Below are 22,744 nucleotides of genomic sequence, written 5' to 3'. Positions count from 1 at the left end.
TACCTGTCACATGACGTTCAAGGTTGGCGACACCGTGGTCTATCCCCATCACGGGGCCGCGCTGATCGAGGCCATTGAGACTCGTCAGATCAAAGGCGTGGACAAGACCTACTTGGTGCTCAAGGTCGCCCAGGGCGACCTGACGGTTCGTGTGCCTGCGGACAATGCGGAGTTCGTCGGCGTTCGCGACGTAGTCGGCCAGGACGGGCTGGACCGGGTCTTCGAGGTGCTCCGCGCACCGTATGCAGAAGAACCGACGAACTGGTCCCGGCGCTACAAGGCAAATCTGGAGAAGCTCGCTTCTGGCGACGTCATCAAGGTCGCCGAAGTGGTGCGCGACCTGTGGCGCCGTGAGCGTGAGCGCGGGCTTTCCGCGGGCGAGAAGCGCATGCTCGCGAAGGCGCGCCAGATCCTGGTGAGCGAGCTCGCGCTCGCCGAGAACACCAACGAGGACAAGGCCGAGGCCCTCCTCGACGAGGTCCTCGCGTCCTGACGCGAGGAACCCGTACGCGACGAGCCGGACGGATCCAGCTCCACAGATCCCGTCGTACAGGCCCTTCGCAGACAGTTGTGCCGCGGTGCCCGATGACAAGGAGACTTGTTGCCGGGCGCTGCGGCATGTCTGTACCCCGTACCCCCCATCTGCTCAGCCGACTCGCCCGGTCGTCACGGAAGGGGCGATGGCGTCGTACCCGGAGTCACCCAACGCCATACCCACGTCGGCCGAAGTCACAAACCTGGCTCGGAGCTACTGATGTCTGACGAATCGCGCCCCCACCGCACCGCCGCCGTCATCCCGGCCGCCGGGCGCGGGGTACGCCTCGGCCCCGGCGCCCCCAAGGCCCTGCGGGCCATCGGCGGGACACCGATGCTGATCCACGCCGTCCGCGCCATGGCCCGCTCCCGCGCGGTGTCCCTCGTCGTGGTCGTCGCCCCGTCCGACGGCGCGCCCGAGGTGCGCCGGCTGCTGGACGAGCATCCGCTGTCGGAGCGGACCGAGGTTCTGGTCGTGCCCGGCCGCGAGACCCGCCAGGGGTCCGTACGCGCGGGCCTGGAGGCGCTCCCGGCCGACGTCACCTCCGTACTCGTCCACGACGCGGCCCGCCCGCTGGTCCCCGTGGAGACCGTCGACGCCGTGGTGGAGGCCGTCCGCGACGGCGCCCCCGCCGTGGTGCCCGCCCTGGCACTGGCCGACACCGTCAAGGAGGTCGAGCCCGGCAAGCCCGGCGAGCCCGAGCCCGTCGTCGCCACCCCCGAGCGGGCCCGGCTGCGCGCCGTCCAGACCCCGCAGGGCTTCGACCTCGCCACGCTGCGCCGCGCCCACGAGAAGTTCGCCGTCACCGCCGGCGGCTCCGCCCCCGACCCCGGCGCCGAGGGCGAGGGCGCCACCGACGATGCCGGAATGGTGGAGCGCCTCGGCGTCACCGTCGTCGCGGTCCCCGGCCACGAAGAGGCCTTCAAGGTGACCCGCCCGCTCGACCTGGTCCTCGCCGAGGCCGTACTCGCCCGCAGGAGGGCCACCGATGCCTACTAGTCCCGACGCCGGCGCCCCCGCCGCCCCGCTGATCCCGCTCGTCGGCATCGGCACCGACGTGCACGCCTTCGAGACCGGCCGCGAACTGTGGTGCGCCGGCCTGCTGTGGGAGGGCGAGGACGGCCTCGCCGGACACTCCGACGGCGACGTCGCCGCGCACGCCGCCTGCGACGCCCTCTTCTCGGCCGCCGGGGCCGGCGACCTCGGCGCGCACTTCGGTACCTCCCGGCCCGAGTGGTCCGGCGCCGCCGGCGTCACGCTCCTCGCGGAGGCCGCCCGTATCGTCCGGGCCGAGGGCTTCGAGATCGGCAACATCGCGATCCAGGTGATCGGCGTGCGCCCGAAGATCGGCAAGCGGCGCGAAGAGGCGCAGAAGGCGCTGGCGGCCGCCGCGGGCGCCCCCGTCTCCGTCTCGGGCACCACCACCGACGGTCTCGGTCTCACCGGCCGCGCCGAAGGCCTCGCCGCCATCGCGACGGCCCTCGTCTACCGGACCGACCCGTCCTAGGGCCTGTCGTCGAAGTCCCTCCTGGCCCTACTTTGACGACAGGCCCCAGGGTCGCGTACGCACCCCGTGGCGTCCCGCTCCGCGACACCACTTCGGCGACAAACCGGGCCGCTCCGGCAAGATTCGAGGCCCCGCGTCCCCGAAGGGTCGCGGGGCACTGCTACGGGCGCACTACCCTGGATGCCGTGACTATTCGCCTGTACGACACCAGCGCCCGGCAGATCCGCGACTTCAACCCCGTCACACCGGGCTGCGTCTCGATCTACCTCTGCGGCGCCACGGTGCAGGCCGCCCCGCACATCGGGCACGTCCGGTCGTACCTGAACTTCGACATCATGCGCCGCTGGTTCACCTACCGCGGCTACGACGTCACCTTCATCCGCAACGTCACGGACATCGACGACAAGATCATCAAGAAGGCCTCCGAGCAGGGCCGCCCCTGGTGGTCCATCGGCTACGAGAACGAGCGCGCCTTCAACGACGGCTACGACGCCCTCGGCTGCCTCCCGCCGACCTACGAGCCCCGCGCCACCGGCCACGTGCCGGAGATGATCGAGATGATGCGCGGTCTGATCGAGCGCGGTCACGCCTACGAGGCCGACGGCAGCGTCTACTTCGACGTGCGCTCCTTCCCGGGCTACCTCGAGCTGTCCAACCAGGACATCGACGACCTGCGCCAGCCCACCGAGGAAGGCATCACGGGCAAGCGCGACCAGCGCGACTTCGCCATGTGGAAGGCCTCCAAGCCCGGCGAGCCCGACTGGGAGACCCCCTGGGGCCGCGGCCGTCCCGGCTGGCACCTGGAGTGCTCCGCGATGGCGCACAAGTACCTGGGCAGCGCCTTCGACATCCACGGCGGCGGCCTGGACCTGATCTTCCCGCACCACGAGAACGAGATCGCCCAGGCCAAGGCCTTCGGCGACGAGTTCGCGCGGTACTGGGTCCACAACGCCTGGGTCACCATGACCGGCGAGAAGATGTCCAAGTCCCTCGGCAACTCGGTGCTCGTCTCCGAGATGCTCAAGAAGTGGCGCCCCATCGTGCTCCGCTACTACCTGGGGACCCCCCACTACCGCTCGATGATCGAGTACAGCGAGGAGTCGCTGCGCGAGGCGGAGTCGGCCTTCGCGCGCATCGAGGGCTTCTGCCAGCGCGTCGTGGAGAAGGCCGGCGGCCCCGTCGAACCGGCCGCCGAGGTGCCGCCCGCCTTCGCCGAGGTCATGGACGACGACCTCGGCGTGCCGCAGGCGCTCGCCATCGTCCACACCGCGGTCCGCCAGGGCAACAGCGCCCTCGCCGCCGACGACAAGGACGCCGCCATCGCGCGCCTGTCCGAGGTACGGGCCATGCTGGGCGTACTCGGCCTGGACCCGCTCGACCCGTCCTGGGCGGGCGAGGCCGACCGCGGCGAGGACCTGCACGGCGCGGTCGACACCCTGGTGCGCCTGGTCCTGGAGCAGCGCGAGTCCGCCCGGGCCCGCAAGGACTGGGCCACCGCCGACGCCATCCGCGACCAGCTCCAGCAGTCCGGCCTGGTCATCGAGGACAGCCCCACGGGACCCCGCTGGACGCTCGGCCCCCGCTGAGCCCGCCGGAGCAGTCCCGCTGTGCCGCCCGGCGTCCCGGGCGGCACACTCTTCATACGTACACACCGCAGCACCAACGAAAACAGGTAGAGGTCATGGCCGGGAACAGCCAGCGCAGGAACCGCCGCACGTCCAACAAGAAGGGCGCTACGGTCGGCAGCGGTGGCCAGCGGCGCAAGGGCCTGGAGGGAAAGGGCCCCACGCCCAAGGCCGAGGACCGCAAGAAGCACAAGGCGAACCGCATCAGCAACGCCATGGCCCGCCAGGCCGCCAAGCGCCGCCCCGCGCCCCGCCGCGGCGGCCCCAAGGGCACCAGCGAGATGGTCGTCGGCCGCAACCCGGTCTTCGAGGCGCTGCGCGACGGCGTCCCGGCCACCACCCTCTACGTCCAGCAGTTCATCGACAACGACGAGCGCGTCCGCGAGGCCCTCCAGCTCGCCGCCCAGCGCGGCAACATCAACCTGATGGAAGCCCCGCGCCCCGAGCTCGACCGGATGACCAACGGGCTCAACCACCAGGGCCTGGTCCTCCAGGTCCCGCCGTACGAGTACGCGCACCCCGAGGACCTCACCACCGCCGCCTACGACAACGGCGAGGACCCGCTGATCGTCGCCCTCGACGGCGTCACCGACCCGCGCAACCTCGGCGCCATCGTCCGCTCCGTCTCCGCCTTCGGCGGCCACGGCGTGGTCATCCCCGAGCGCCGCGCCGCCGGTATGACCGCGGGCGCCTGGAAGACCTCGGCCGGCACCGCCGCCCGCACCCCGGTCTCCCGCGTCACGAACCTGACCCGCGCCCTCCAGGAGTACAAGAAGGCCGGCATCGCCGTCGTGGGCCTGGCCGCCGAAGGCGAGCACACGGTGAGCGACCTCGCGGCGCTCGCCGGCCCGGTCGTCATCGTCGTCGGCTCCGAGGGCAAGGGCCTCGGCCGGCTCGTCGGCGAGAACTGCGACTACCTCGTGCGCATCCCGATGCCGGGTGGCGCGGAGTCGCTCAACGCCGGTGTCGCCGCGGGCGTCGTGCTCTACGAGGCCGCGCGCCGCCGCGCCGAGGCGCCGCGCACCTGATCACCGCAGGCCGCCCGCTCGCCGTCCTTGATCCGTTCGGCTCAGCGCGGGTGACCCGTGAGCGTGTCACCCCGCCCCTTCCGGGCGGGGTGACTTGATCTTGACGGGTCTCGGACACATCCCTGCTGTCAAGGCAGTGTCCTTATCACTCGTCACTCGGTTAGATGAGTGTGGACACCAGAACGTCAGGGTTCGACGACCAGCCCGCGCTGAGCATGGTCAAGGTGCCGTGCGATCCCGCACAGGTCATCGTCAACCACGCAAGCTTCCGCGTGCGGCTCGCACCGAGCCCGAGCGCGCGTTCCAAGCCCTCGCTGCCCGCGGGCGCACCCGGTCGGGCGCCCGTCCTCGGCGGTGCCGTGGCCGCTGCCGCCGGGGCGACCCGACGCCGGGCCCCCGTCGTCTGGAGCGGCAAGTCCGACCCCGGCGACACCGCCGCGATGGGCGGACTGCTCCAGGCGGTACGGGAGGCCGGCCGCGGCCAGGACGGCTTCGACGGGGGCGCCACCCAGACCATCCCGCGCGTCGACCTCGCGCACGACCTCGCCGACGACACCCTCGCCACGCCGACCGTCATCGGCCAGCGCACCTACGGCGACCCCGACGAGACCCGCCGCCTCGGCGCGGTCCGGCAGCAGCCCGCGGGGCCGTCCTACGACTACGGGGCGCCCGACGGGTACGGCAGCGGGTACGACGGTGGCGGCGAAAGCGGGGACGAGTCCCGGCGGGCCGCCCCCGACACCCGCGCCCAAGCCTCGTACTACCCCGGCCGCCGGATGAACCTCGGCGTCGTGCTGCTCCCGCTGCGCGTCTTCCTCGGCTTCATCTCCATCTACGCCGGCATGGGCAAGCTGTGCGACCCCGTCTACTTCGACGGCGGAGAACGCGGCTCCATGGTCACCTGGCTGCACACCCTGCACCCCTGGCCACTGGCCGAGCCGCTGCGCGACTTCGCGCTCGCGCACCCCGTCGGCGCGGGGCTCACCGTGGCGTTCCTCCAGGTCATCGTGGGCGTGCTCACGGTATTCGGGCTCTGGCAGCGGTTCGCCGCCTGCTTCGGCGCGCTGCTGTCCGCGGCGCTGCTGATGACCGTCAGCTGGAAGACCGTCCCGGCGTACGACGCGCCCGACATCATCTACCTCGCCGCCTGGAGCCCGCTGATCATCGCGGGCGCCCCCGTCTACTCGCTCGACGGACGCCTCGCGAGCGAAGCGTGGCGCACGCTCGGCCCGCGCTCCGAGGTCTGGCAGCTGCGCCGGCGCGTGCTGCGGCGCGGAGCCCTCATGGGCGGCGTGATCTGCGGGCTCGCCCTGCTCGTCGGCTCCCTCCTCGGCGGGGCGGTCCGGTCCACCGCCGTGGTCACCGTGCCGGGGCCCGGGCGGGCGCCGAGCAACTACCTGCCCGGCACCCCGCTGCCGGTGCAGGCGCCGCCCAAGCGGCAGCAACTGCCCTCGCAGCAGCCGTCCAAGCCCGCCTCGCCCTCGGCGAGCGCCTCCGCGCCCGTCACCAAGTCCGGCCGGTCCGGGGCGGGTTCGGCCCCCTCGCAGAGCGCCGGGACCGGGGCGCAGTCACCGTCCGCGAGCCGCAGCGGCGCCGGGAGCGGCCAGAGCACCCCGCGCAGCAGCACGCCGCGCCAGTCCGGCCCGCAGCAGCCGCCGACGTCCTCCTCGGGCAGCGGCGGCAGCAGCGGGGGCGGCAGTGGCGGCGGCACCGCCAAGAAGCCCGGCCTGGTCGGCGGACTGCTCGGCTGAGGACCGCAGCCGTAGCCGCCTCTACGGGGCCCGGGGCCCGGTGCGCGAGGAGCGCGCCGGGCCCTTCGGCATGCGCGGGAGGGCGGGCGCGGCGGCGGGGCGTGCGGGGCGCGGTGTGCGGCAGGGCGCGGGGTGCGGCAGGGCGCGGGGCGGGCGCCGGGGGCTTCGTGCGGATGCCCGACGGGTCCCGTGCGCCCGGGGCTTCGCAGGGCCGCTCAGGAGGTCCCGTACGCCGCCAGCTCCCGGGCCGCCTCGGTCAGGTCCTTCGCCGTGTCGATCGCCCGCCAGTAGGCCCCCTGGGGCAGCGGGAAGCCCGCGAGGCGGCGCTCCCGGGCCAGCCGGGGGAAGGTGGTCCGCTCGTGGTCGCCCAGGTCCGGCAGCAGCGCCGCGAAGGCCGGGCTGAAGACGTACACGCCGGCGTTCACGGGGTACGGCGACTGCGGGGCCTCGATGAAGTCCAGCACCTGCCCGAACTCGTTGGTCTCCACGACCCCCCACGGGATCCGCGGCCGGGCCAGCGCCAGCGTGGCCACCGCGTCGCGCTCCCGGTGGAAGGCGGCCATCTCGCGCAGCGAGAACCGGGTCCAGACGTCGCCGTTGGTCGCGTACCAGGGCTGGTCCCCGTACGGGAGGTGGCGCGCGGCGTACTTGAGGCCGCCGCCCCGGCCCAGCGGCTCGTCCTCCACCACGGTCGTCACCCGCAGCGGCAGCCGGGTGCGGCCCAGCCAGTCCTGGAGCACCCCGGCGAGGTGCCCGCAGGAGACGACGGCGTCGGTCACCCCCTCCGCCGCCAGCCAGGCGAGCTGGTGCCCGATGATCGGCACGCCCGTCCCCGGGATCTCGACCATCGGCTTCGGCCGGTCGTCCGTGTACGGCCGCAGCCGCGTCCCCTGGCCGCCCGCCAGGACCACGGCCTGGGTGGGGGCAGCCGGGAACGCGGCCGCGTCGTGCGTGGGTTGGGGCGGTACGGGGGGAACGTCGGTCATGCCCGCCAGAGTAGGCAGGAGCCCCCCGCGGCGACGACCGACTCGGCGGCCGTCAACCCGATGGCCGGGCCGTCAGCCCATGGAGGCGACGCCGGCCGCGTACGAGGTGTCGCAGACGGGGCGGGCGAAGGACTGCGCCTTCGTCGGCCCGTAGGCCTCGACGGCGGCCCGGCCCAGCGCCCGGGCGATGCCCACGCAGTGCTCGGCGAGCGAGGGCCGCCGGTCGACCTCCTGCTGGAGGTGCGTCAGGACGTCGCCGGGCTCCTCGCCCTGCCGCAGCTCGGTGAGCAGCTTGTCGCGCAGCAGGTCCTGTGCGGCACGCGGCTTGGCGGGGACGGACACGCCTTCGGCTGAGGCGGTCAGGACCTGGGAGGAGGAGTTGTCCGCCCAGGGGACCATGGTGACCGCCAGCGTCCCGGACAGGACCAGGACGACGGGCAGGACCAGGGCGAGGGAACGGCCGATACGGCGGGCAGTGTGGGTCACGAGGGCGAGAGTAGCGCTCGGTGAAGACATGGCGACATTCAGTCACCCGGTCGGGGGATGGTTCGACGCGGCTTTTCGATTCCCGGGTTGACGAGTAGGGCCGAATGGCCCGATCTGCCCGGGAATCCGGTCACGGGCGCGGCAACTGGCCGGGAAGGGGCACCCCTTGGCGGGGGCGCCCCTTCGCCGTGGCCGTCCGGGGCGTCAGTCGGAGAGGCGGGCGCCCGAGGACGTGGAGAACACGTGGATCTCGTCGGGGCGCGGCACCACGTGCAGGGTCGAGCCCTTCTCGGGCACCTGGCGGCCGTTGACGCGGACCACGAGGTCCTGCTTGCCGGCGGTGGCGTCGGCGACGGAACCGTAGACGTAGCCGTCGGCGCCGAGTTCCTCGACCACGTTCACCGTGATCGTCAGGCCGCCCGCGTCGCCGATGTCGAAGTGCTCGGGACGCACGCCGACCGTCACGGTGCGGTCGCCCGCGTCGGCTGCCGCGGCCAGCGCCTCGCGGGAGACGGGGACGACGCTCTCGCCGAACTTCACGCCGCCGTCGGTGATCGGCACCTCGACCAGGTTCATGGCGGGCGAGCCGATGAACCCGGCGACGAACAGGTTCGCGGGCCGGTCGTACATGTTGCGCGGGGTGTCGACCTGCTGGAGCAGACCGTCCTTGAGGACCGCGACCCGGTCGCCCATGGTCATGGCCTCGACCTGGTCGTGGGTGACGTACACGGTGGTGATGCCGAGGTCCCGCTGGAGCGCGGCGATCTGCGTACGGGTCGAGACGCGGAGCTTGGCGTCGAGGTTCGACAGCGGCTCGTCCATGAGGAACACCTGCGGCTTGCGCACGATCGCGCGGCCCATCGCGACGCGCTGGCGCTGGCCGCCGGAGAGCGCCTTCGGCTTGCGGTCGAGGTACTGGGTGAGGTCGAGCATCTTCGCCGCCTCCTCCACCTTGCGACGGATGGTCGCCTTGTCCTCGCCGGCGATCTTGAGGGCGAAGCCCATGTTGTCGGCGACGGACATGTGCGGGTAGAGCGCGTAGTTCTGGAACACCATCGCGATGTCCCGGTCCTTGGGCGGCAGGTGCGTCACGTCGCGCTCGCCGATGCGGATGGCGCCGCCGTTGACGTCCTCCAGACCGGCGAGCATGCGCAGCGAGGTGGACTTGCCACAGCCCGAGGGGCCGACGAGGACGAGGAACTCCCCGTCCTGGATCTCCAGCTCGAGCTGGTCGACGGCGGGCTTGTCGCCGCCGGGGTACAGCCGGGTCGCCTTGTCGAAGGTGACGGAAGCCATGGTGGTGAATCCCTTCTACCGGCAGGAACGTGCCGGACGATCCGAGTGGAAGGTCTAGTCCAGAATCCGGACTCCGCCCGACGCTACCCGCCGTGCCCCCCACTGTCAGCACCGCACCGCCACGACTTCGAACTTTGTGCGATCTGTCGGACCCACCTGCTTCCATGACGTGCATGACCGCGACCTCCCGCCCCTGCACCGTCCACGAACTGATCGCCGTCCTCCCGGACGTCCCCGTCCTGCACGACCGTTGCAGGGCCCTTGCGGCCCTGGATGCCCTGATGGGCGGCCGGAGCGGGAGCTGCTTCGACTACGACCCCGCGTGGGGCCCCGGGACCGTGGCCGGGCTGATGAACAACGGCTCGGGTGACGAGTACGCGATCCTCTTCACCCCCGACGGGGTCTTCGGCCGCGGCTTCGACCACGAGTCCTCCATGAGCCCGTACACCAACGAGGACATGGCCCTGTGGCCCGGGCTGGTGGACTCCCTGCCCGAGGTGTTCCGGCCGCTGCTCGACGAGCCGGCGTTCTGCGACGACGAGGTGCAGGTGGCGACGGTCGTCTTCTGGCGGGAGACGCACGACACCGCCTGGCGGGCCGGGCCGGTGGAGTACGCCGAGTACGACGACGACGGCACGGGCCACCTCTTCCACGTCCTCGCGGCCGGCACGCCGGAGGCGTACCACGCCTTCGCGGAGGACTACTACGGACGGCGGCCCGACCTGGACGCGATCCGCCACGTCTACACCCTGCGGCCCGTCACGGCCGAGGTGATCAAAACCCTGAACCCGGAAGCGGACCCGGTCGCCGTGGCAGCGGCGCTGGCGCGCACGGGGTACCCCGTGGAGGGCCGGCGAATGTGATGGCCGGGGGATTCTCGCGCTGTGTAGAGTGATGGCGGTTTCGCTCGCGGTGCACGGCGGGCGTGCAGTGCCTCCTTAGCTCAGTCCGGCCAGAGCAACGCACTTGTAATGCGTAGGTCGTCGGTTCGAATCCGACAGGGGGCTCCAGAAGTGGAAGGCCCCGGACCCTGTGGTCCGGGGCCTTCCGGCGTTCTGGCCGGTTCTCAGTGGCGGCCCGAGATGCGGTCGGCGAGGCGGGCCAGGGGGGTCGTCGTCGGGGTGTGGGTGGCGCTCTCGCGGCGGTCGGCCTCGCGGTAGGCGGCGTAGAGGGCCTGGACGCCGAGCCAGCGGAAGGGCTCCGGCTCCCAGCGGCGGACGCGGTGGTTGACCCAGGGCAGGGCGGTGAGGTCCGTGGACTCGCCCAGGACCAGGTCGCGCAGGGTGCGCCCGGCGAGGTTGGCGGTGGCGACGCCCGAGCCGACGTAGCCGCCGGCCCAGCCGAGGCCGGTGGTGCGGTCGAGGGTGACGGTGGCGCACCAGTCGCGCGGGACGCCGAGGACGCCCGACCAGGCGTGGGTGACCTCCACCCCGGTGAGCAGCGGGAAGAAGGAGGTGAGCAGCGCCGTGAGGGAGGCGACGGTGCGTTCCTGGGTGGTGCCGTCGTTGTCGGTGCGGGAACCGTAGCGGTACGGGACGCCGCGGCCGCCGATCGCGATGCGGTCGTCGGCGGTGCGCTGGGCGTACATGTAGGCGTGGGCCATGTCGCCGAGGAGCGTCGCGTCGGACCAGTTGAGGGACTGCCAGGTGGACGGGGGCAGGGGGGCCGTGACGATCATCGAGGAGTTCATCGGGAGCCACGAGCGCTTGTGGCCCTTGAGGGCGGCGGTGAAGCCCTCGGTGCAGCGCAGGACGTACGGAGCGCGGACGGTGCCGTACGGGGTGCGGGCGCGGCCGGGGGTGATCTCGGTGACGGGGGTCGACTCGTGGATGACCACGCCGAGCCGTTCGCAGGCCGCGGCCAGGCCCGTGACGAGTTTCAGCGGGTGGATGCGGGCGCCGTGGGGGGTCCAGCTGGAGCCGACGGCGTCCGCGATGTCGATGCGGGCCCGGGTGTCGGTGGCGTCCTGCAGGACGCGGTCCGTTTCGCCGAAGGCGAGCTCGCCCTCGTGGAAGGCGCGCAGCCGGGACAGCTGGGCCGGGGTGCGGGCGACTTCGAGGACGCCGCCGCGATGGATGTCGGCCGGGATGTCCTCCTTGGCGGCGATGTCGATGACCTCGGTGACGGTCTCGTTCATGGCCTGCTGGAGGCGGAGCGCGGCCTGGTGGCCGTGGAGCGCGGCGTAGCGGTCGCGTCCGGCGATGCCGTTGTAGAGCCAGCCGCCGTTGCGGCCGGAGGCGCCGTAGCCGCAGAACTTCTGCTCCAGGACGGTGATGCGGAGGTCGGGTGCGGAGGTCTTGAGGTAGTAGGCGGTCCACAGGCCGGTGTAGCCGCCGCCGACGATGACGACGTCTGCCGTGGCGTCGGAGGTGAGGGGGGCGCGGTGCGGTGCGGTGGCGGTGTGATCCGTCGCGTACCAGAAGGAAATGCCGCCGTTGATCGTCATGGGGAGTTGCTACACCCGGTTTCCGAGGGGTGTCCAGGGACGGGATGTCGCGTTTCGGGGCCGGATCGGGGGCTGGTTGGCTGATGCGGCCCGGCGGGCCGGCCGTAGGGTGCGGGCATGATTCGCAACGCTGTGGAGGCGGACGTTCCCGCCATCTGGTCCATGATCCGTGAGCTGGCGGAGTACGAGAAGGTGCCGCACGAGGCGCGGGCCACCGAAGGGCAGTTGCGCGAGGCGCTGTTCGGGGAGCGGCCGGCGGCGTTCGCGCACGTCGCGGAGACGGACGAGGGCGAGGCCGTCGGGTTCGCGCTGTGGTTCCTCAGCTTCTCGACGTGGCGCGGGGTGCACGGGATCTACCTGGAGGACCTGTACGTGCGTCCCGGCGCGCGCGGTGGTGGTCACGGGAAGGCGCTGCTCGCGGAGCTCGCGCGGATCTGCGCGGAGCGGGGGTACGAGCGGCTGGAGTGGTCGGTGCTCAAGTGGAACGAGCCGACGATCGCGTTCTACGAGGCGTTGGGCGCGCGGCCGCAGGACGAGTGGACGGTGTACCGGCTGACGGACGAGGCGCTGGCGGGGCTGGCGGGTCCGGGGGCGGCGGGTTCGGGGGCGGCGGGTTCGGGCCGGGCGGGTTAGCCGGGGGCGTTGTCAGTGGGGTGCGTCACGATGGGGGCATGGTGCGAAAGGGGCAGGGCCGGGGGCAGGGCGGGTCGGTGAGGGCGGCGAAGCGCGCGGAGGTGCGGCTGCCGGAGTTGGCGGTGTGGGAGGGGGGTGGGCTGGAGCCGGACGGGGACTACGACGGGGTGGAGTTCGTGGACCTGGACTTCGGCGGACAGGAGGGGATCGGGGCCCGGTTCATGGACTGCGCGCTGAGGCGGTGCGCGCTGGACGAGGCCGGGCTGGCGAAGGCGCGGATCCTGGACTCGGTGCTGGAGGGGGTGCGGGGGGTGGGGACGGACCTGTCGGGGGCGTCGCTGCGGGACGTGGAGCTGGTGGAGGCGCGGCTCGGCGGCGTGCAGCTGCACGGGGCGGTGCTGGAGCGGGTGGTCGTGCGGGGCGGCAAGATCGACTACCTGAACCTGCGGAGGGCGCGGCTCAAGGACGTGGTGTTCGAGGGGTGCGTGCTGGTCGAGCCGGACTTCGCGGGGGCGGTGCTGGAGCGGGTGGAGTTCCGGGACTGCACGCTGCGGGGGGCGGACTTCCAGGGGGCGCGGATGACGGACGTGGACCTGCGGGAGGCGGCGGAACTGGGGATCGCGCGGGGAGTGGACGCCTTGGCGGGGGCGGTGATCAGTCCGGCGCAGTTGTACGACCTGGCCCCGGCGCTGGCGGCGCAGCTGGGGGTGCGGGTGGTGCCGTAACCGTGTTGCCGGGGTGGGGCGTGCTTCGCGATGCTGGGGCGGTGCCGGGGCAGCGGAAGAGGAAGCGGCGGCAGCAGGCCGAGCGGGAGCGGGCCGCCGCGCGGTTCGCGCCGGGGGCGGGGCACTGGGAAGTGCTCTTCACGACCCAGGACGAGTCGCGGTGGCGGGCGTACGTCGAGCGGCTGCGGGCGTCGGCGTCGGCGTCGACGTCGGCCTCGGCCCCGGTGTCCGCGGCGTCGTCGGAGACGGGGGTCGACTGGCCGGCGATGAGGGTGGACGTGCTGTGCGGGCGGCTGGTGCAGCCGACCACGTACCGGCTGAGCCGCTTCGTGCCGGGCCCGGAGGGGGACTAGGGCGTCTCTTCCGGATCTTGCCTGACCTGCGCCGCCCGGCACCGTACCTAGTCGCGTCGGCGAGGCACCGAACACGTCCGGTACGCAGGCGCCCCACCGCCGCACCGCCGCACGGTCTTCGGGAAGGGCCCGCGGCGTCGGATGCGGTGCATCCCTGGGCGGAGGATCGCCCTCGTGCCGGGCGTACTCGGGCGACCCGGCAACGGGGGCAGGTGCGGAAGCCGACGTCTCAGGCCCCCCGGTAGATCGTTCGGGCAGGGCCCGGCTAGGCGGGGACGCGGGGGAAGCGGGCCTGGAGGGTCCAGATGGCCGGATTGTCGGCGAGGCCGTCGTGCATGTCGACGAGGTCGGCGATGAGGTCGTGCAGGAAGTCCCGGGCCTCGCGGCGGAGCAGGCGGTGGGTGAAGGTGAGGGGGGCTTCCTCGGGTGGCATCCAGTCGGCCTCGATGTCGACCCAGCCGAAGCGGCGCTCGAACAGCATGCGGTCGGAGGACTCGGTGAAGTCGAGTTCGGCGTACTGGCGGTTCGCGGAGCGGCTGCCGCGGGGGTCTTGGTCGAGCTGCTCGACGATGTCGCAGAGCGCCCAGGCGAAGTCGAGGACGGGAACCCATCCCCAGGCTGTGGACAGCTCGCGGTCGGCGTGGGTGTCGGCGAGGTAGACGTCTCCGCAGAAGAGGTCGTGGCGCAGGGCGTGGATGTCCGCCGAGCGGTAGTCGGTCTGCGGGGGGTCGGGGAAGCGGCGGGAGAGGGAGTAGCCGATGTCGAGCACGTAGTGATGGTGTCACGGGGTGGGGTGGCTCTGCCGGGTGGGTTCGACCGGTGGCTCCGCGGGTGGCTCCGCGGGTGGCTCCGCGGGTGGCTCCGCCGGGCCGCGTGGGGTGGGTGCGGCGCCGTTGCCGAGGGGCCGGCCCCCGGGGCCCCCGCGCCTCAAACGCCGGCGGGGCTGGGTTTGGCCGGCTCTGGGTGGGCCGGTGCGGCGCCGTTGCCGGGGGCCGGGCCCCAGGCGCCCGTGCCTCAAACGCCGGCGGGGCTGGAGGGGCTGGGGCTGGGTCCGGGCGGCCGCGGCTCGGCGGGGCTGGAAGGGCGGGGTCGGACCCGCGCCTCCAGCGGCGGCGGGGCTGGAAGGGCGGCGGCGGGGCGGGGGCTAGGACGGGAGGAGGCGTTGTTCCTTGGCTACCGAGACGGCTCCCGCGCGGGTGTCGACGCCGAGTTTGTCGTAGATGCGGCCCAGGTGCGTCTTGACCGTGGCTTCGCTGATGAAGAGGGCTCGGGCGATGTCGCGGTTGCCGAGGCCGCGGGCCAGCTGGCCGAGGATGTCCAGTTCACGGTCCGTCAGCGTCGGGCGCGACCCCCGCATGCGGGCCATCACGCGGCTGGCCACCGGCGCGGAGAGGGTGGTGCGGCCCGCCGCCGCCGAGTGGATCGCGGCGAAGAGTTCCTCGGGGCGTTCCGCCTTGAGGAGGTACCCCGTCGCGCCCGCCCCGATGGCCCGGGTGATGTCCGCGTCGGTGTCGTACGTCGTCAGGACCAGGACGTGCGGCGGCTTCGGGACGGAGGTGATGCGGCGGGTGGCCTCGACCCCGTCGATGCCGGCGCCCAGCTGGAGGTCCATCAGCACCACCTCGGGCCGGAGTTTCGCGGCCAGTGCGACCGCCTCCTCGCCGCTGCCCGCTTCGCCGAGCACCTCGATGTCGGGTTCGCTGCCCAGCAGGGCCAGCAGGCCGGCGCGGACCACCACGTGGTCGTCGCAGAGCAGGATCGTGGTCATCGGACCGGCTCCAGGGGGATCGCGGCGGACAGGACGGTTCCTTCGCCGGGGGCGGATTCCAGGGTCACGGTTCCGCCGAGCTGCCGCACGCGGGCGCGTATCGCGGGGAGGCCGTGCCCCCGGCCGGGGGCGTCGGCGCGGGGTTCGCGGGGTTCGGTGAAGCCGTGGCCGTCGTCCGCGACGTCCAGGACGACCTGGTCGCCCAGGAAGCTCAGGGTCAGGGCGGCGGTGCGGGCCCCCGAGTGCTCCCGGACGTTGGCCAGGGCGCCCTGCGCGATCCGCAGCAGGGCGGATTCGGCCCGGTCGGGCAGCGCCGCGGGCGTGCCCTCCAGGTGGAAGCGGACCTCGATGTCCGGACCGGCGTCCAGCGCGCGCAGGGCGTCTGCGAGGCGCCCGCCGCCCGCCAGCTCGGGCGGGGCGAGGTCGTGGACCAGCCGCCGGGCCTCGGCGAGGCCGCGCGCGGCGGTGTCGGTGGCGGTACGGACGTGGGCGCGGGCGGTGGCCGGGTCGCTGTCCCAGGTGCGGTCGGCGGCCTGGAGCAGCATCTGCTGGCTGGACAGGTGCTGCGCGAGGGTGTCGTGGATCTCCATGGAGAGCCGCTGGCGTTCGGCGAGGGTGCCTTCGCGGCGCTCGGTGGCGGCGAGTTCCCGGCGGGTGCGGATGAGGTCGTCGATCAGGGTGCGCTGGGCCCGGGTCTGGCGCTCCATGTGGACGAAGACGGCCGTGGCGAGGGCGGCGACGGCGGGCGGGGCGAGGAGGAGGTTCGGGTCGAAGGAGGGCGACAGCCTGAGCTGGGCGGCGACGACGAGTGCGGTGAGCAGGGCGACGAGGACGACCGCCGCGCGCGGGGGGAGGGTGCGCAGGGCGGTGTAGAAGAGGGGGACGGCGCACCAGGCGAAGCTGGGTGCGAGGAGGACGAGGACCACCCAGGTGGCGACGACCACGCCGAGCCAGAGCAGGCGCCGCAGCGTGGGTGCGGCGCCGACGGCGGGCCCGAGCACGTACAGCAGGGCGAGGGTGGCGCCGAGGGCGATGACCCAGGGCGTACGGGGCTCGCCGGGGTGGTGCAGCAGGAACCGGGCCACGGAGGCCCCGAGGAGCAGGAAGAACGCGGCGTGCGTGACGGCGGCCAGCGTCCGCGTACCGGTGGCGGTGGTGTGCGCGCCGACGGCATCGGCGGCTTCGGCACCTTCCGCGGCTCCGAGGGCGGCGGTGGCTTCGTCCCGGCCCGCGCCCGCGCCCGCGTCCCGGCCCGCGCCCGCGCCCGCGTCCCCGCCCGCGTCCCGGCCTGCGCCCGCGTCCCGGCCTGCGCCCGCGTCCCGGCCCGGGCCGGTCGGCTCCTCGGCGGGGGTGGGGTTCGGGTTTGGGTCCGGGGTCACGGGGGCTCCTGGGTCGGGTGGGGCTCGGGTACATCCTGAGCCAAACCGGCAGGTGGGTGGGCGCGCATCGGCCGATCGGATGACCCCGGGGTCGGCCGGTGCGGGGACGGGCGGGGGCGGGATCCCGGGTGAGGCTTGGTGCAGCGGACCACCTACCTCAGGAGCAGCAGCATGAACACCCGTACCCGCGTTCTCACCGGTACCGCCCTCGCCGTCGCGCTCGGCGCCGGGACCTTCGGCGCCGTCACCGCGAGCGCCGCCCAGTCCGACGGCCCGAAGGGCGACGACAAGAACTTCACCACCTCGACCCACGTCACCGTCGGCGCCGCCACCCGTGCGGCCCAGGCCGCGCTGGAGGCCGCCGAGAAGGAGGGGCAGAAGATCACGGTCGCGGTGGTGGACCGCGACGGCAACACCGTCGTCACCCTGCGCGGCGACGGCGCCGGCCCGCAGCCCTACGAGTCGGCGCAGCGCAAGGCCTACACCGCCGTGTCCTGGAACGCGCCGACCTCGGTGCTCGTCGGCCGGCTCGCCCAGACTCCGAACCTCAAGGACATCCCCGGCACCCTGTTCCTGGCCGGCGGCGCGCCCGTGCAGGCGAACGGCGCACCGGTCGCGGGCATCGGCGTGGCCGGCGCACCGAGCGGTGACCTGGACGAGAAGTTCGCCAAGGCCGGCGTCGACGCCCTCGGCAAGTAGGACGGGCTTTCCCGCTCCCGCATAGGATCGAACGCGTGGATCACCGCGCGCCCGACCGCCTCACCCCCTTCACCCGCCTCACCGTCCCCGCCGTCGCCGCCCTCCTCGCCCTCACCACGGGCTGTACGGGCACGACCGTGCAGGGCCGGCCGGGCGCGTCGGGGCTGCGGGACCCCTACTTCCCCAAGGCGGGCAACGGCGGTTACCAGGTCGACCACTACGCCCTGGACCTCGGCTACCGGCCCTCCGACCACCAGCTGACCGGTACAGCCGTCATCACCGCCCGCGCCGAGCAGACGCTGAGCTCCTTCAACCTCGACCTCAGCGGGCTGCGCGTCGACGCGGTCACCGTCGAGGGGGAGCCGGCCCGGTACAACCGCACGGGCCGGGAGCTGACGGTGCGCCCGCGCAAGGACCTCGGCAAGGGCGAGGTCTTCCGTACGGAGGTCCGCTACAGCGGGACGCCGAAGCCCCTCACCGACGCGGACGGTTCACAGGAGGGCTGGATCGCGACCGCCGACGGCGCCGTGGCCGTCGGCGAACCCGTCGGGTCGATGACCTGGTTCCCCGGCAACCACCACCCCAGCGACAAGGCGTCCTACGACATCACGCTCACCGTTCCGCAGGGCTACGAGGCCGTCTCCAACGGTGAGTTGGCCTCCCGCCGGAACACCGGTGACGGGCGGACCGCCTTCGCGTGGCACAGCGCCGAGCCGATGGCCAGCTACCTGGCCACCGCCGCCATCGGGAAGTTCAGGGTGGCCACCGCCCGCACCTCCTCGGGGATCGGCGTCTACAACGCGGTCGCGCCCGGCGAGGAGGCCGGGAGCGCGGCGGTGCTGGGGCGGCTGCCGGAGGTGGTGGAGTGGGAAGCCGGGCGGTTCGGGCCGTACCCCTTCGCCACCGTGGGCACGATCGTGGTGCCGGACGGGACGCTGTCGTACGCGTTGGAGACGCAGACCAAACCGGTCTATCCGGGCGCCCCTTCGCTGGACCTGACCGTCCACGAGCTCGCGCACCAGTGGTTCGGGGACTCGGTGTCGCCGAAGTCCTGGAAGGACATGTGGCTCAACGAGGGCTTCGCGACGTACGCGGAGTGGCTGTGGTCGGAGGACCACGGCGGTCCCGGCGCGCAGAAACGGTTCGACGCGCTCCTCGCCGGTGACACGTCCTTCGAGGGGACGGACGCCGCCCGCTGGGACGCGTTCCCGCCCGCGGCGCCGCCCGGGCCCGGGGACATCTCGGAGGCGCCGGTGTACTACCGGGGAGCGATGGTGCTGCACCGGATCCGGCAGGAGGTCGGCGACGAGCGGTTCTTCGACCTGTTGCGCGGCTGGGCCGCGGACCACCGCCACGGCAACGCGGGTACGGCCGACTTCACCGCCTACGCGCAGCAGCGGACGGGCCACGACCTGCGGAAGGTCTGGGACGTGTGGCTGTACGGCGAGGACAGCCCGAAGCCGTAGCCGCCGCGCACCGCCGAGGCCCCGCCCCGATCGCGGGAAGGGGCCCCGGCAGACCTCCGCAGCGGCCTCGGCAGCGGCCTCAGCAGGTCTTCGGCGATGGCCTCGGCAGTGGCGTGCCGCGGGAGATCAGACGTTGACGCCGAAGTCCTGGGCGATGCCGGTCAGGCCCGAGGCGTAGCCCTGGCCGACGGCGCGGAACTTCCACTCCGCGCCGTTGCGGTAGAGCTCGCCGAAGACCATGGCGGTCTCGGTCGCCGCGTCCTCGGAGAGGTCGTAGCGGGCGATCTCGGCGCCGCCGGCCTGGTTCACGACGCGGATGTACGCGTTGCGGACCTGGCCGAAGTTCTGGCTGCGGGACTCGGCGTCGTAGATGGAGACCGGGAAGACGATCTTGTCGACATCGGCCGGGAGGCCGGCGAGGTTGACCTTGATGGACTCGTCGTCGCCGGAGCCCTCGCCGGTGCGGTTGTCACCGGTGTGGACGATGGTCTGGTCCGGAGTGGACTTGTTGTTGAAGAAGACGAAGTGACCGTCGGAGACGACCTTGCCCGTCGCGTTGACCGCGATGGCGGAGGCGTCGAGGTCGAAGTCGACACCGGTGGTGGTGCGGACGTCCCAGCCGAGGCCGACCGTGACGGCGCTGAGGCCGGGGGCCTCCTTGCTAAGCGAGACGTTGCCGCCCTTGGACAGGCTTACTGCCATTTTGACTGGTGTCCCTTCCTCAATCACATGACCGCTGGACGTGGCCAAGTTACCGCTGCCCTGCATAACGCGGGGAGGGGGCCGGTAGGTTCCACGGGCTCGCCCGCCGGTCCGGCCGGGCGCAGCGGAAATGGGGTGACGGGGCGCGGTGAGGGGCGGGATCATAGGGGCATGCCTGGTCCCTATGTCATCCGTGGTTCCGTCGTGCTGCCCGAGGGGGAGCTCGGCTGGCGGTTCTCGCGTTCCTCCGGGCCGGGCGGCCAGCACGTGAACACCTCCGACTCGCGGGTGGAGCTGCTGTTCGACCTCGGGGCGACGAAGGCGCTGCCGGAGGTGTGGAAGGAGCGGGCGCTGGAGCGGCTGGCGTCCCGGCTGGTGGGCGGCGTGCTGACGGTCCGGGCGTCCGAGCACCGCTCGCAGCTGCGCAACCGGGAGATGGCGCTGGTGCGGCTGGCGTCGCTGCTGGCGGAGGCGACGGCGCCGCCGCCGAAGCAGCGGCGGGCGACGAAGATCCCGCGCGGGATCAACGAGCGGCGGCTGCGGGAGAAGAAGGCGCGGGCCGAGACGAAGCGGGGCCGTACGGGCCGCGACTGGTAGCCCACCCGCCCGTCAGCCGGTGGTTCGCTGCCACCGGTGGCCCTCTGCGGCCGGTGGTCCGCCGTCACCGGTGACTCTCTGCGGCCGGTGACCCTCTGCGGCCGGTGGCCCGCCGCCCTGGCCGCCCCGCCCGAGCCGCAGGCCGTACCCGGGCCGCCCCTACCGGGCCAGGTGCCGGTAGCGCCCGCGGAAGTACGTCAGCGGCGGCGCGTCGGGATTGGGCAGGGCCGCCGACAGGACGCGGCCGACGACGAGGGTGTGGTCGCCCGCCGGGACGCGGGACTCCGTACGGCACTCCAGCGTGGCCAGCGCCTGCGTCAGCAGCGGGGCCCCCGAGACGGCGCCCCGCTCGTACGGCACGCCCGCGAACAGCAGCCGGTCGCTGATCCGGCCCTTCATCGCGAACCGGCCCGCGACCTGGAGCTGGCTGTCCGCGAGCACCGAGACGGCCCACAGCGGCTGCTCCGCCAGCAGGTCGTCCATCCGGGAGCCCTCGCGCAGGCTCACCAGGACCAGCGGCGGGTCCAGGGACACCGACATGAAGGCGGTCGCCGTCATGCCGACGTCCTCGCCCTGCGGGCCGCCGGCCGTCAGGGCGGGCTCGTGGGCGGTGATCAGCGTTACGCCGGCCGCCAGTCGGGACATCGCGGCGCGGAATTCTTCCTCGGTCACCCCCTCAGGATGCGGGGTGGGGGCTGCGGGGGCGGGTTCCAGGGTCGTCTTCGGCACGCCTGGAACGCTAGTCTCGCTCCCTCACGGCGCACATCGGGCCTTGGTCCGAGGCGCGTACGGACCCGGGGACCTAGGTCCGCGCGTATCGTTTGCCCGCGGAAAGGAGAGGGAGCGCTCCCAGTCGTGGCGAGGGCTTTCGCGCCTCTTCGGAGCACGTTCTTCATCTCATGTGACTTGAGTCACAGACGGCAAGATTTGTTGACCCTGTGTACCTGCCGCACAGCTCACTGTGATTCAGTGGACGGGACACCGCAACGAACCGCCGATGACACACCTGGAGTTGCTGTCGAGGTCTCGGGGAGAGCGAGCAATGGAGACCGAGTCGGAGCCGTACGTCCGTCTTGCGACCCTGCGGCAGCTGCACCGGGTGGTGGCCGACCTCAATACGGCCCGGAGCCTGGCGGACACTCTGCAGACCGTCGTGGACGGCATCGTCGCGGGCCTCGGCTACCAGCTCGCCTGTGTCAACCTCGTACGCCCCGACGGGGATCTGGTCGTCGCCGCCTTCGCAGGTGACCCCGCCGCCGAGGCCCTGATCACCGGTCGCGTCGGCTCCCGCCTCTCCTGGGAACGCCGCCTGACGATGGGTGAGGACTGGGACGGGCTGCGCTTCATCCCGCACACCGAGGGCTGGGTCCTGCTGGAGGACGACGTGCCCCAGTGGCACACCGACGGCCCCGATCCCCGCTTCGCGGACGAGTGGCATCCCGAAGACCGGCTCTATGCACCCATGTACGCGTCCGGCGGGGAACTTCTGGGTGTCATTTCGGTGGACAGACCGCGCAACGGCCGCCGCCCGGGCGCGTGGGGCCGCGAGGCGCTCCAGATGTACGCCTTCCAGGCGGCGATTGCGATCAGCAACGCGCGGCTGCGAGCGAACATGCAACGGGCCCTGGTCCGGCTGGAGCGCGAACAGCAGGCGCTGCGCGCCAGCGAGGAGTCGTTCCGCCAGGCCTTCGAGTACGCGCCCAGCGGCATGGCCATCGCCGAGATGGGCGGCGACCAGCACGGCCGGCTGCTGCGGACCAACGACGCGCTGTGCCGGCTGCTGGGGCGGCCGGCCTCCGTTCTGCGCCGGTACTCCTTCTCCGACCTCGTCCACCCCGAGGACATCGGCACGCTGCTGCGGACCTCGGCCGAGGGCGGCCGTGCCGAGCTGCGCCTGGGCCGGCGCGACGGTACGTACGTGTGGGTCTCGCTGCGCAACTCCGTGGTCGCCGACGCCGCCGACGGGCCCCGGTTCCTGCTCACCCACGTCGAGGACATCGAGGAGCGCAAGCGGCACGAGCTCCAGCTCGCGCACCGCGCCAGCCACGACGCGCTGACCGGCCTGCCCAACAGCGCCGAACTGCGCTCGCGGCTCGGGGCGCGGCTGTGCCGCCGGCCGCAGTCCGTGCGGGCCACCGCCGTGGAGGCGCTGGACGCGGCCTTCGAGGGGCGCCCGGAGGCTGGGGGTGGTGCCGCCGAGCACGGCTTTCGCCCCGACGGGTACGCAGACCCCTTCGAGGGTCCCGCGGCGGCCCAGGGCGAGGCGGGCCCGTACGACCACCACGTACACACCGTCGCACCCGCCACTGACATCGACGACGGCACGAAGGGCCTCGCGGTGCTCTTCTGCGATCTCGACGGCTTCAAGTCGATCAACGACCGGTTCGGTCACCACACGGGCGACGCGGTACTGATCGAGGTCGCCCGGCGGCTGACGACGGGCGTCCGCGACGGGGACACGGTCGCCCGGCTCGGCGGTGACGAGTTCGTCGTCCTCGCCGACGGGCTGGGCGCGGCCGACGCCGCCGACCTGGCCGTCCGGCTGCGGAACGCGATCATCCCGCCGATCCGGGTGGACGGCCGAGCGGTCCGCGTCGGGGCGAGTTTCGGCATCGGCTGGGCCAGCTGCGGCATGTCGGCGGACGAGGTGCTGCGCTCCGCCGACCAGCGGATGTACATCGAGAAGAGGTCCCGTTCCAAGGCGCACCGCCGGGCCGGCTGAGTCGATCGGCCGCCCGTGGGCGCACGTGTTCGGGGTAGGC

23 protein-coding genes and 1 tRNA gene are annotated in these 22,744 nt (G+C 73.0%); 15 read left to right on the top strand and 9 right to left on the bottom strand.

The genetic code is table 11. The features are described from left to right. Positions 1-10 precede the first annotated feature (10 nt). The 6 genes from ACIA6C_RS10630 to ACIA6C_RS10605 all read left to right on the top strand — a co-directional run bounded on the left by ACIA6C_RS10630 (position 11) and on the right by ACIA6C_RS10605 (position 6,446). Positions 11-493: a CarD family transcriptional regulator gene (locus tag ACIA6C_RS10630; protein WP_003953493.1), complete on the top strand. Its 483-nt coding sequence runs from the start codon at positions 11-13 to the stop codon at positions 491-493. Between the two features lie 261 nt (positions 494-754). After that, positions 755-1,534 carry a 2-C-methyl-D-erythritol 4-phosphate cytidylyltransferase gene (ispD, locus tag ACIA6C_RS10625; protein ID WP_399274315.1) on the top strand — a complete coding sequence of 260 codons (780 nt, stop codon included), beginning with the start codon at positions 755-757 and terminating at the stop codon, positions 1,532-1,534. Beyond that, positions 1,524-2,042: a 2-C-methyl-D-erythritol 2,4-cyclodiphosphate synthase gene (gene ispF, locus ACIA6C_RS10620; RefSeq protein WP_399274313.1), complete on the top strand. Its 519-nt coding sequence runs from the start codon at positions 1,524-1,526 to the stop codon at positions 2,040-2,042. Before ispD ends, ispF begins: the two co-directional genes overlap by 11 nt. Positions 2,043-2,227: 185 nt before the next feature. Beyond that, entirely contained in the window at positions 2,228-3,628 is a 1,401-nt protein-coding gene (gene cysS, locus ACIA6C_RS10615) for a cysteine--tRNA ligase (protein ID WP_366079631.1), read from the top strand. A 95-nt stretch (positions 3,629-3,723) separates the two neighbouring features. Further along, positions 3,724-4,695 carry a 23S rRNA (guanosine(2251)-2'-O)-methyltransferase RlmB gene (gene rlmB, locus ACIA6C_RS10610; protein ID WP_361138222.1) on the top strand — a complete coding sequence of 324 codons (972 nt, stop codon included), beginning with the start codon at positions 3,724-3,726 and terminating at the stop codon, positions 4,693-4,695. 164 nt (positions 4,696-4,859) lie between these two features. Further along, positions 4,860-6,446, top strand: coding sequence for a DoxX family membrane protein (locus tag ACIA6C_RS10605; RefSeq protein WP_399274310.1), 1,587 nt, complete (start codon positions 4,860-4,862; stop codon positions 6,444-6,446). 215 nt (positions 6,447-6,661) lie between these two features. Here the strand turns inward: ACIA6C_RS10605 and ACIA6C_RS10600 are convergent, their stop codons facing one another. The 3 genes from ACIA6C_RS10600 to ACIA6C_RS10590 form a co-directional block, all read right to left on the bottom strand. Continuing rightward, positions 6,662-7,432, bottom strand: coding sequence for an NDP-sugar synthase (locus ACIA6C_RS10600; RefSeq protein WP_399274308.1), 771 nt, complete (start codon positions 7,430-7,432; stop codon positions 6,662-6,664). Positions 7,433-7,504: 72 nt separating this feature from the next. After that, the gene (locus tag ACIA6C_RS10595) at positions 7,505-7,918 is read right to left on the bottom strand and encodes a hypothetical protein (RefSeq protein WP_366079627.1); all 414 of its coding nucleotides are present in this window, start codon (positions 7,916-7,918) and stop codon (positions 7,505-7,507) included. 204 nt (positions 7,919-8,122) lie between these two features. Next, complete coding sequence (locus tag ACIA6C_RS10590) at positions 8,123-9,214, bottom strand: ABC transporter ATP-binding protein (protein WP_399274306.1); 1,092 nt, start codon at positions 9,212-9,214, stop codon at positions 8,123-8,125. Positions 9,215-9,387: 173 nt separating this feature from the next. Here ACIA6C_RS10590 and ACIA6C_RS10585 point away from each other — a divergent pair, with 173 nt between their 5' ends. After that, positions 9,388-10,077, top strand: a complete 690-nt coding sequence (locus ACIA6C_RS10585) for a hypothetical protein (RefSeq protein WP_399274304.1) — start codon at positions 9,388-9,390, stop codon at positions 10,075-10,077. Positions 10,078-10,146: 69 nt separating this feature from the next. Continuing rightward, positions 10,147-10,224 (top strand) — tRNA-Thr (locus ACIA6C_RS10580). Positions 10,225-10,280: 56 nt separating this feature from the next. On the opposite strand, the gene ACIA6C_RS10575 is transcribed toward ACIA6C_RS10580, so the two are convergent. Continuing rightward, entirely contained in the window at positions 10,281-11,660 is a 1,380-nt protein-coding gene (locus tag ACIA6C_RS10575; RefSeq protein ID WP_399274302.1) for an NAD(P)/FAD-dependent oxidoreductase, read from the bottom strand. A 117-nt stretch (positions 11,661-11,777) separates the two neighbouring features. On the opposite strand from ACIA6C_RS10575, the gene ACIA6C_RS10570 reads away from it, so the two are divergent. The 3 genes from ACIA6C_RS10570 to ACIA6C_RS10560 are packed head-to-tail and all read left to right on the top strand — an operon-like array spanning position 11,778 to position 13,371. Continuing rightward, the gene (locus tag ACIA6C_RS10570) at positions 11,778-12,293 is read left to right on the top strand and encodes a GNAT family N-acetyltransferase (RefSeq protein ID WP_399274300.1); all 516 of its coding nucleotides are present in this window, start codon (positions 11,778-11,780) and stop codon (positions 12,291-12,293) included. A gap of 38 nt (positions 12,294-12,331) precedes the next feature. Then, positions 12,332-13,018 (top strand): pentapeptide repeat-containing protein, encoded by a 687-nt coding sequence (locus tag ACIA6C_RS10565; protein ID WP_399274298.1) that lies wholly within the window; start codon positions 12,332-12,334, stop codon positions 13,016-13,018. A gap of 41 nt (positions 13,019-13,059) precedes the next feature. Beyond that, a complete protein-coding gene (locus ACIA6C_RS10560; protein ID WP_399274296.1) occupies positions 13,060-13,371 on the top strand; it encodes a hypothetical protein in 312 nt (103 codons plus the stop codon). A gap of 265 nt (positions 13,372-13,636) precedes the next feature. Here ACIA6C_RS10560 and ACIA6C_RS10555 read toward each other — a convergent pair whose 3' ends face one another. The 3 genes from ACIA6C_RS10555 to ACIA6C_RS10545 all read right to left on the bottom strand — a co-directional run bounded on the left by ACIA6C_RS10555 (position 13,637) and on the right by ACIA6C_RS10545 (position 16,518). Further along, complete coding sequence (locus tag ACIA6C_RS10555; protein ID WP_361138205.1) at positions 13,637-14,140, bottom strand: hypothetical protein; 504 nt, start codon at positions 14,138-14,140, stop codon at positions 13,637-13,639. Positions 14,141-14,515: 375 nt separating this feature from the next. Further along, the gene (locus tag ACIA6C_RS10550; protein WP_399274294.1) at positions 14,516-15,139 is read right to left on the bottom strand and encodes a response regulator; all 624 of its coding nucleotides are present in this window, start codon (positions 15,137-15,139) and stop codon (positions 14,516-14,518) included. Next, the gene (locus tag ACIA6C_RS10545) at positions 15,136-16,518 is read right to left on the bottom strand and encodes a sensor histidine kinase (RefSeq protein WP_399274292.1); all 1,383 of its coding nucleotides are present in this window, start codon (positions 16,516-16,518) and stop codon (positions 15,136-15,138) included. Before ACIA6C_RS10545 ends, ACIA6C_RS10550 begins: the two co-directional genes overlap by 4 nt. Before the next feature lie 171 nt (positions 16,519-16,689). Between ACIA6C_RS10545 and ACIA6C_RS10540 the strand changes: the two genes are divergently transcribed. Both ACIA6C_RS10540 and ACIA6C_RS10535 read left to right on the top strand, forming a co-directional pair. Further along, complete coding sequence (locus ACIA6C_RS10540) at positions 16,690-17,217, top strand: heme-binding protein (protein WP_399274290.1); 528 nt, start codon at positions 16,690-16,692, stop codon at positions 17,215-17,217. A 35-nt stretch (positions 17,218-17,252) separates the two neighbouring features. Beyond that, positions 17,253-18,683, top strand: a complete 1,431-nt coding sequence (locus ACIA6C_RS10535) for a M1 family metallopeptidase (RefSeq protein WP_399274289.1) — start codon at positions 17,253-17,255, stop codon at positions 18,681-18,683. Positions 18,684-18,809: 126 nt separating this feature from the next. Here ACIA6C_RS10535 and ACIA6C_RS10530 read toward each other — a convergent pair whose 3' ends face one another. Further along, positions 18,810-19,385 carry a TerD family protein gene (locus tag ACIA6C_RS10530; RefSeq protein WP_136213763.1) on the bottom strand — a complete coding sequence of 192 codons (576 nt, stop codon included), beginning with the start codon at positions 19,383-19,385 and terminating at the stop codon, positions 18,810-18,812. A gap of 171 nt (positions 19,386-19,556) precedes the next feature. On the opposite strand from ACIA6C_RS10530, the gene arfB reads away from it, so the two are divergent. Then, entirely contained in the window at positions 19,557-19,982 is a 426-nt protein-coding gene (gene arfB / locus ACIA6C_RS10525; protein WP_361138197.1) for an alternative ribosome rescue aminoacyl-tRNA hydrolase ArfB, read from the top strand. A 159-nt stretch (positions 19,983-20,141) separates the two neighbouring features. On the opposite strand, the gene ACIA6C_RS10520 is transcribed toward arfB, so the two are convergent. Then, positions 20,142-20,711: a flavin reductase family protein gene (locus ACIA6C_RS10520; protein ID WP_361138195.1), complete on the bottom strand. Its 570-nt coding sequence runs from the start codon at positions 20,709-20,711 to the stop codon at positions 20,142-20,144. A gap of 313 nt (positions 20,712-21,024) precedes the next feature. On the opposite strand from ACIA6C_RS10520, the gene cdgB reads away from it, so the two are divergent. Next, the gene (cdgB, locus tag ACIA6C_RS10515; protein WP_361138193.1) at positions 21,025-22,704 is read left to right on the top strand and encodes a diguanylate cyclase CdgB; all 1,680 of its coding nucleotides are present in this window, start codon (positions 21,025-21,027) and stop codon (positions 22,702-22,704) included. Positions 22,705-22,744 lie beyond the last annotated feature (40 nt).

It is taken from the genome of Streptomyces sp. NPDC051578 (genome assembly GCF_044454045.1).
Classification (GTDB): Bacteria; Actinomycetota; Actinomycetes; order Streptomycetales; family Streptomycetaceae; genus Streptomyces.
The sequence above is the reverse complement of the archived record's forward strand: the minus strand, read 5'-3'. Positions and strand labels throughout refer to the sequence as shown.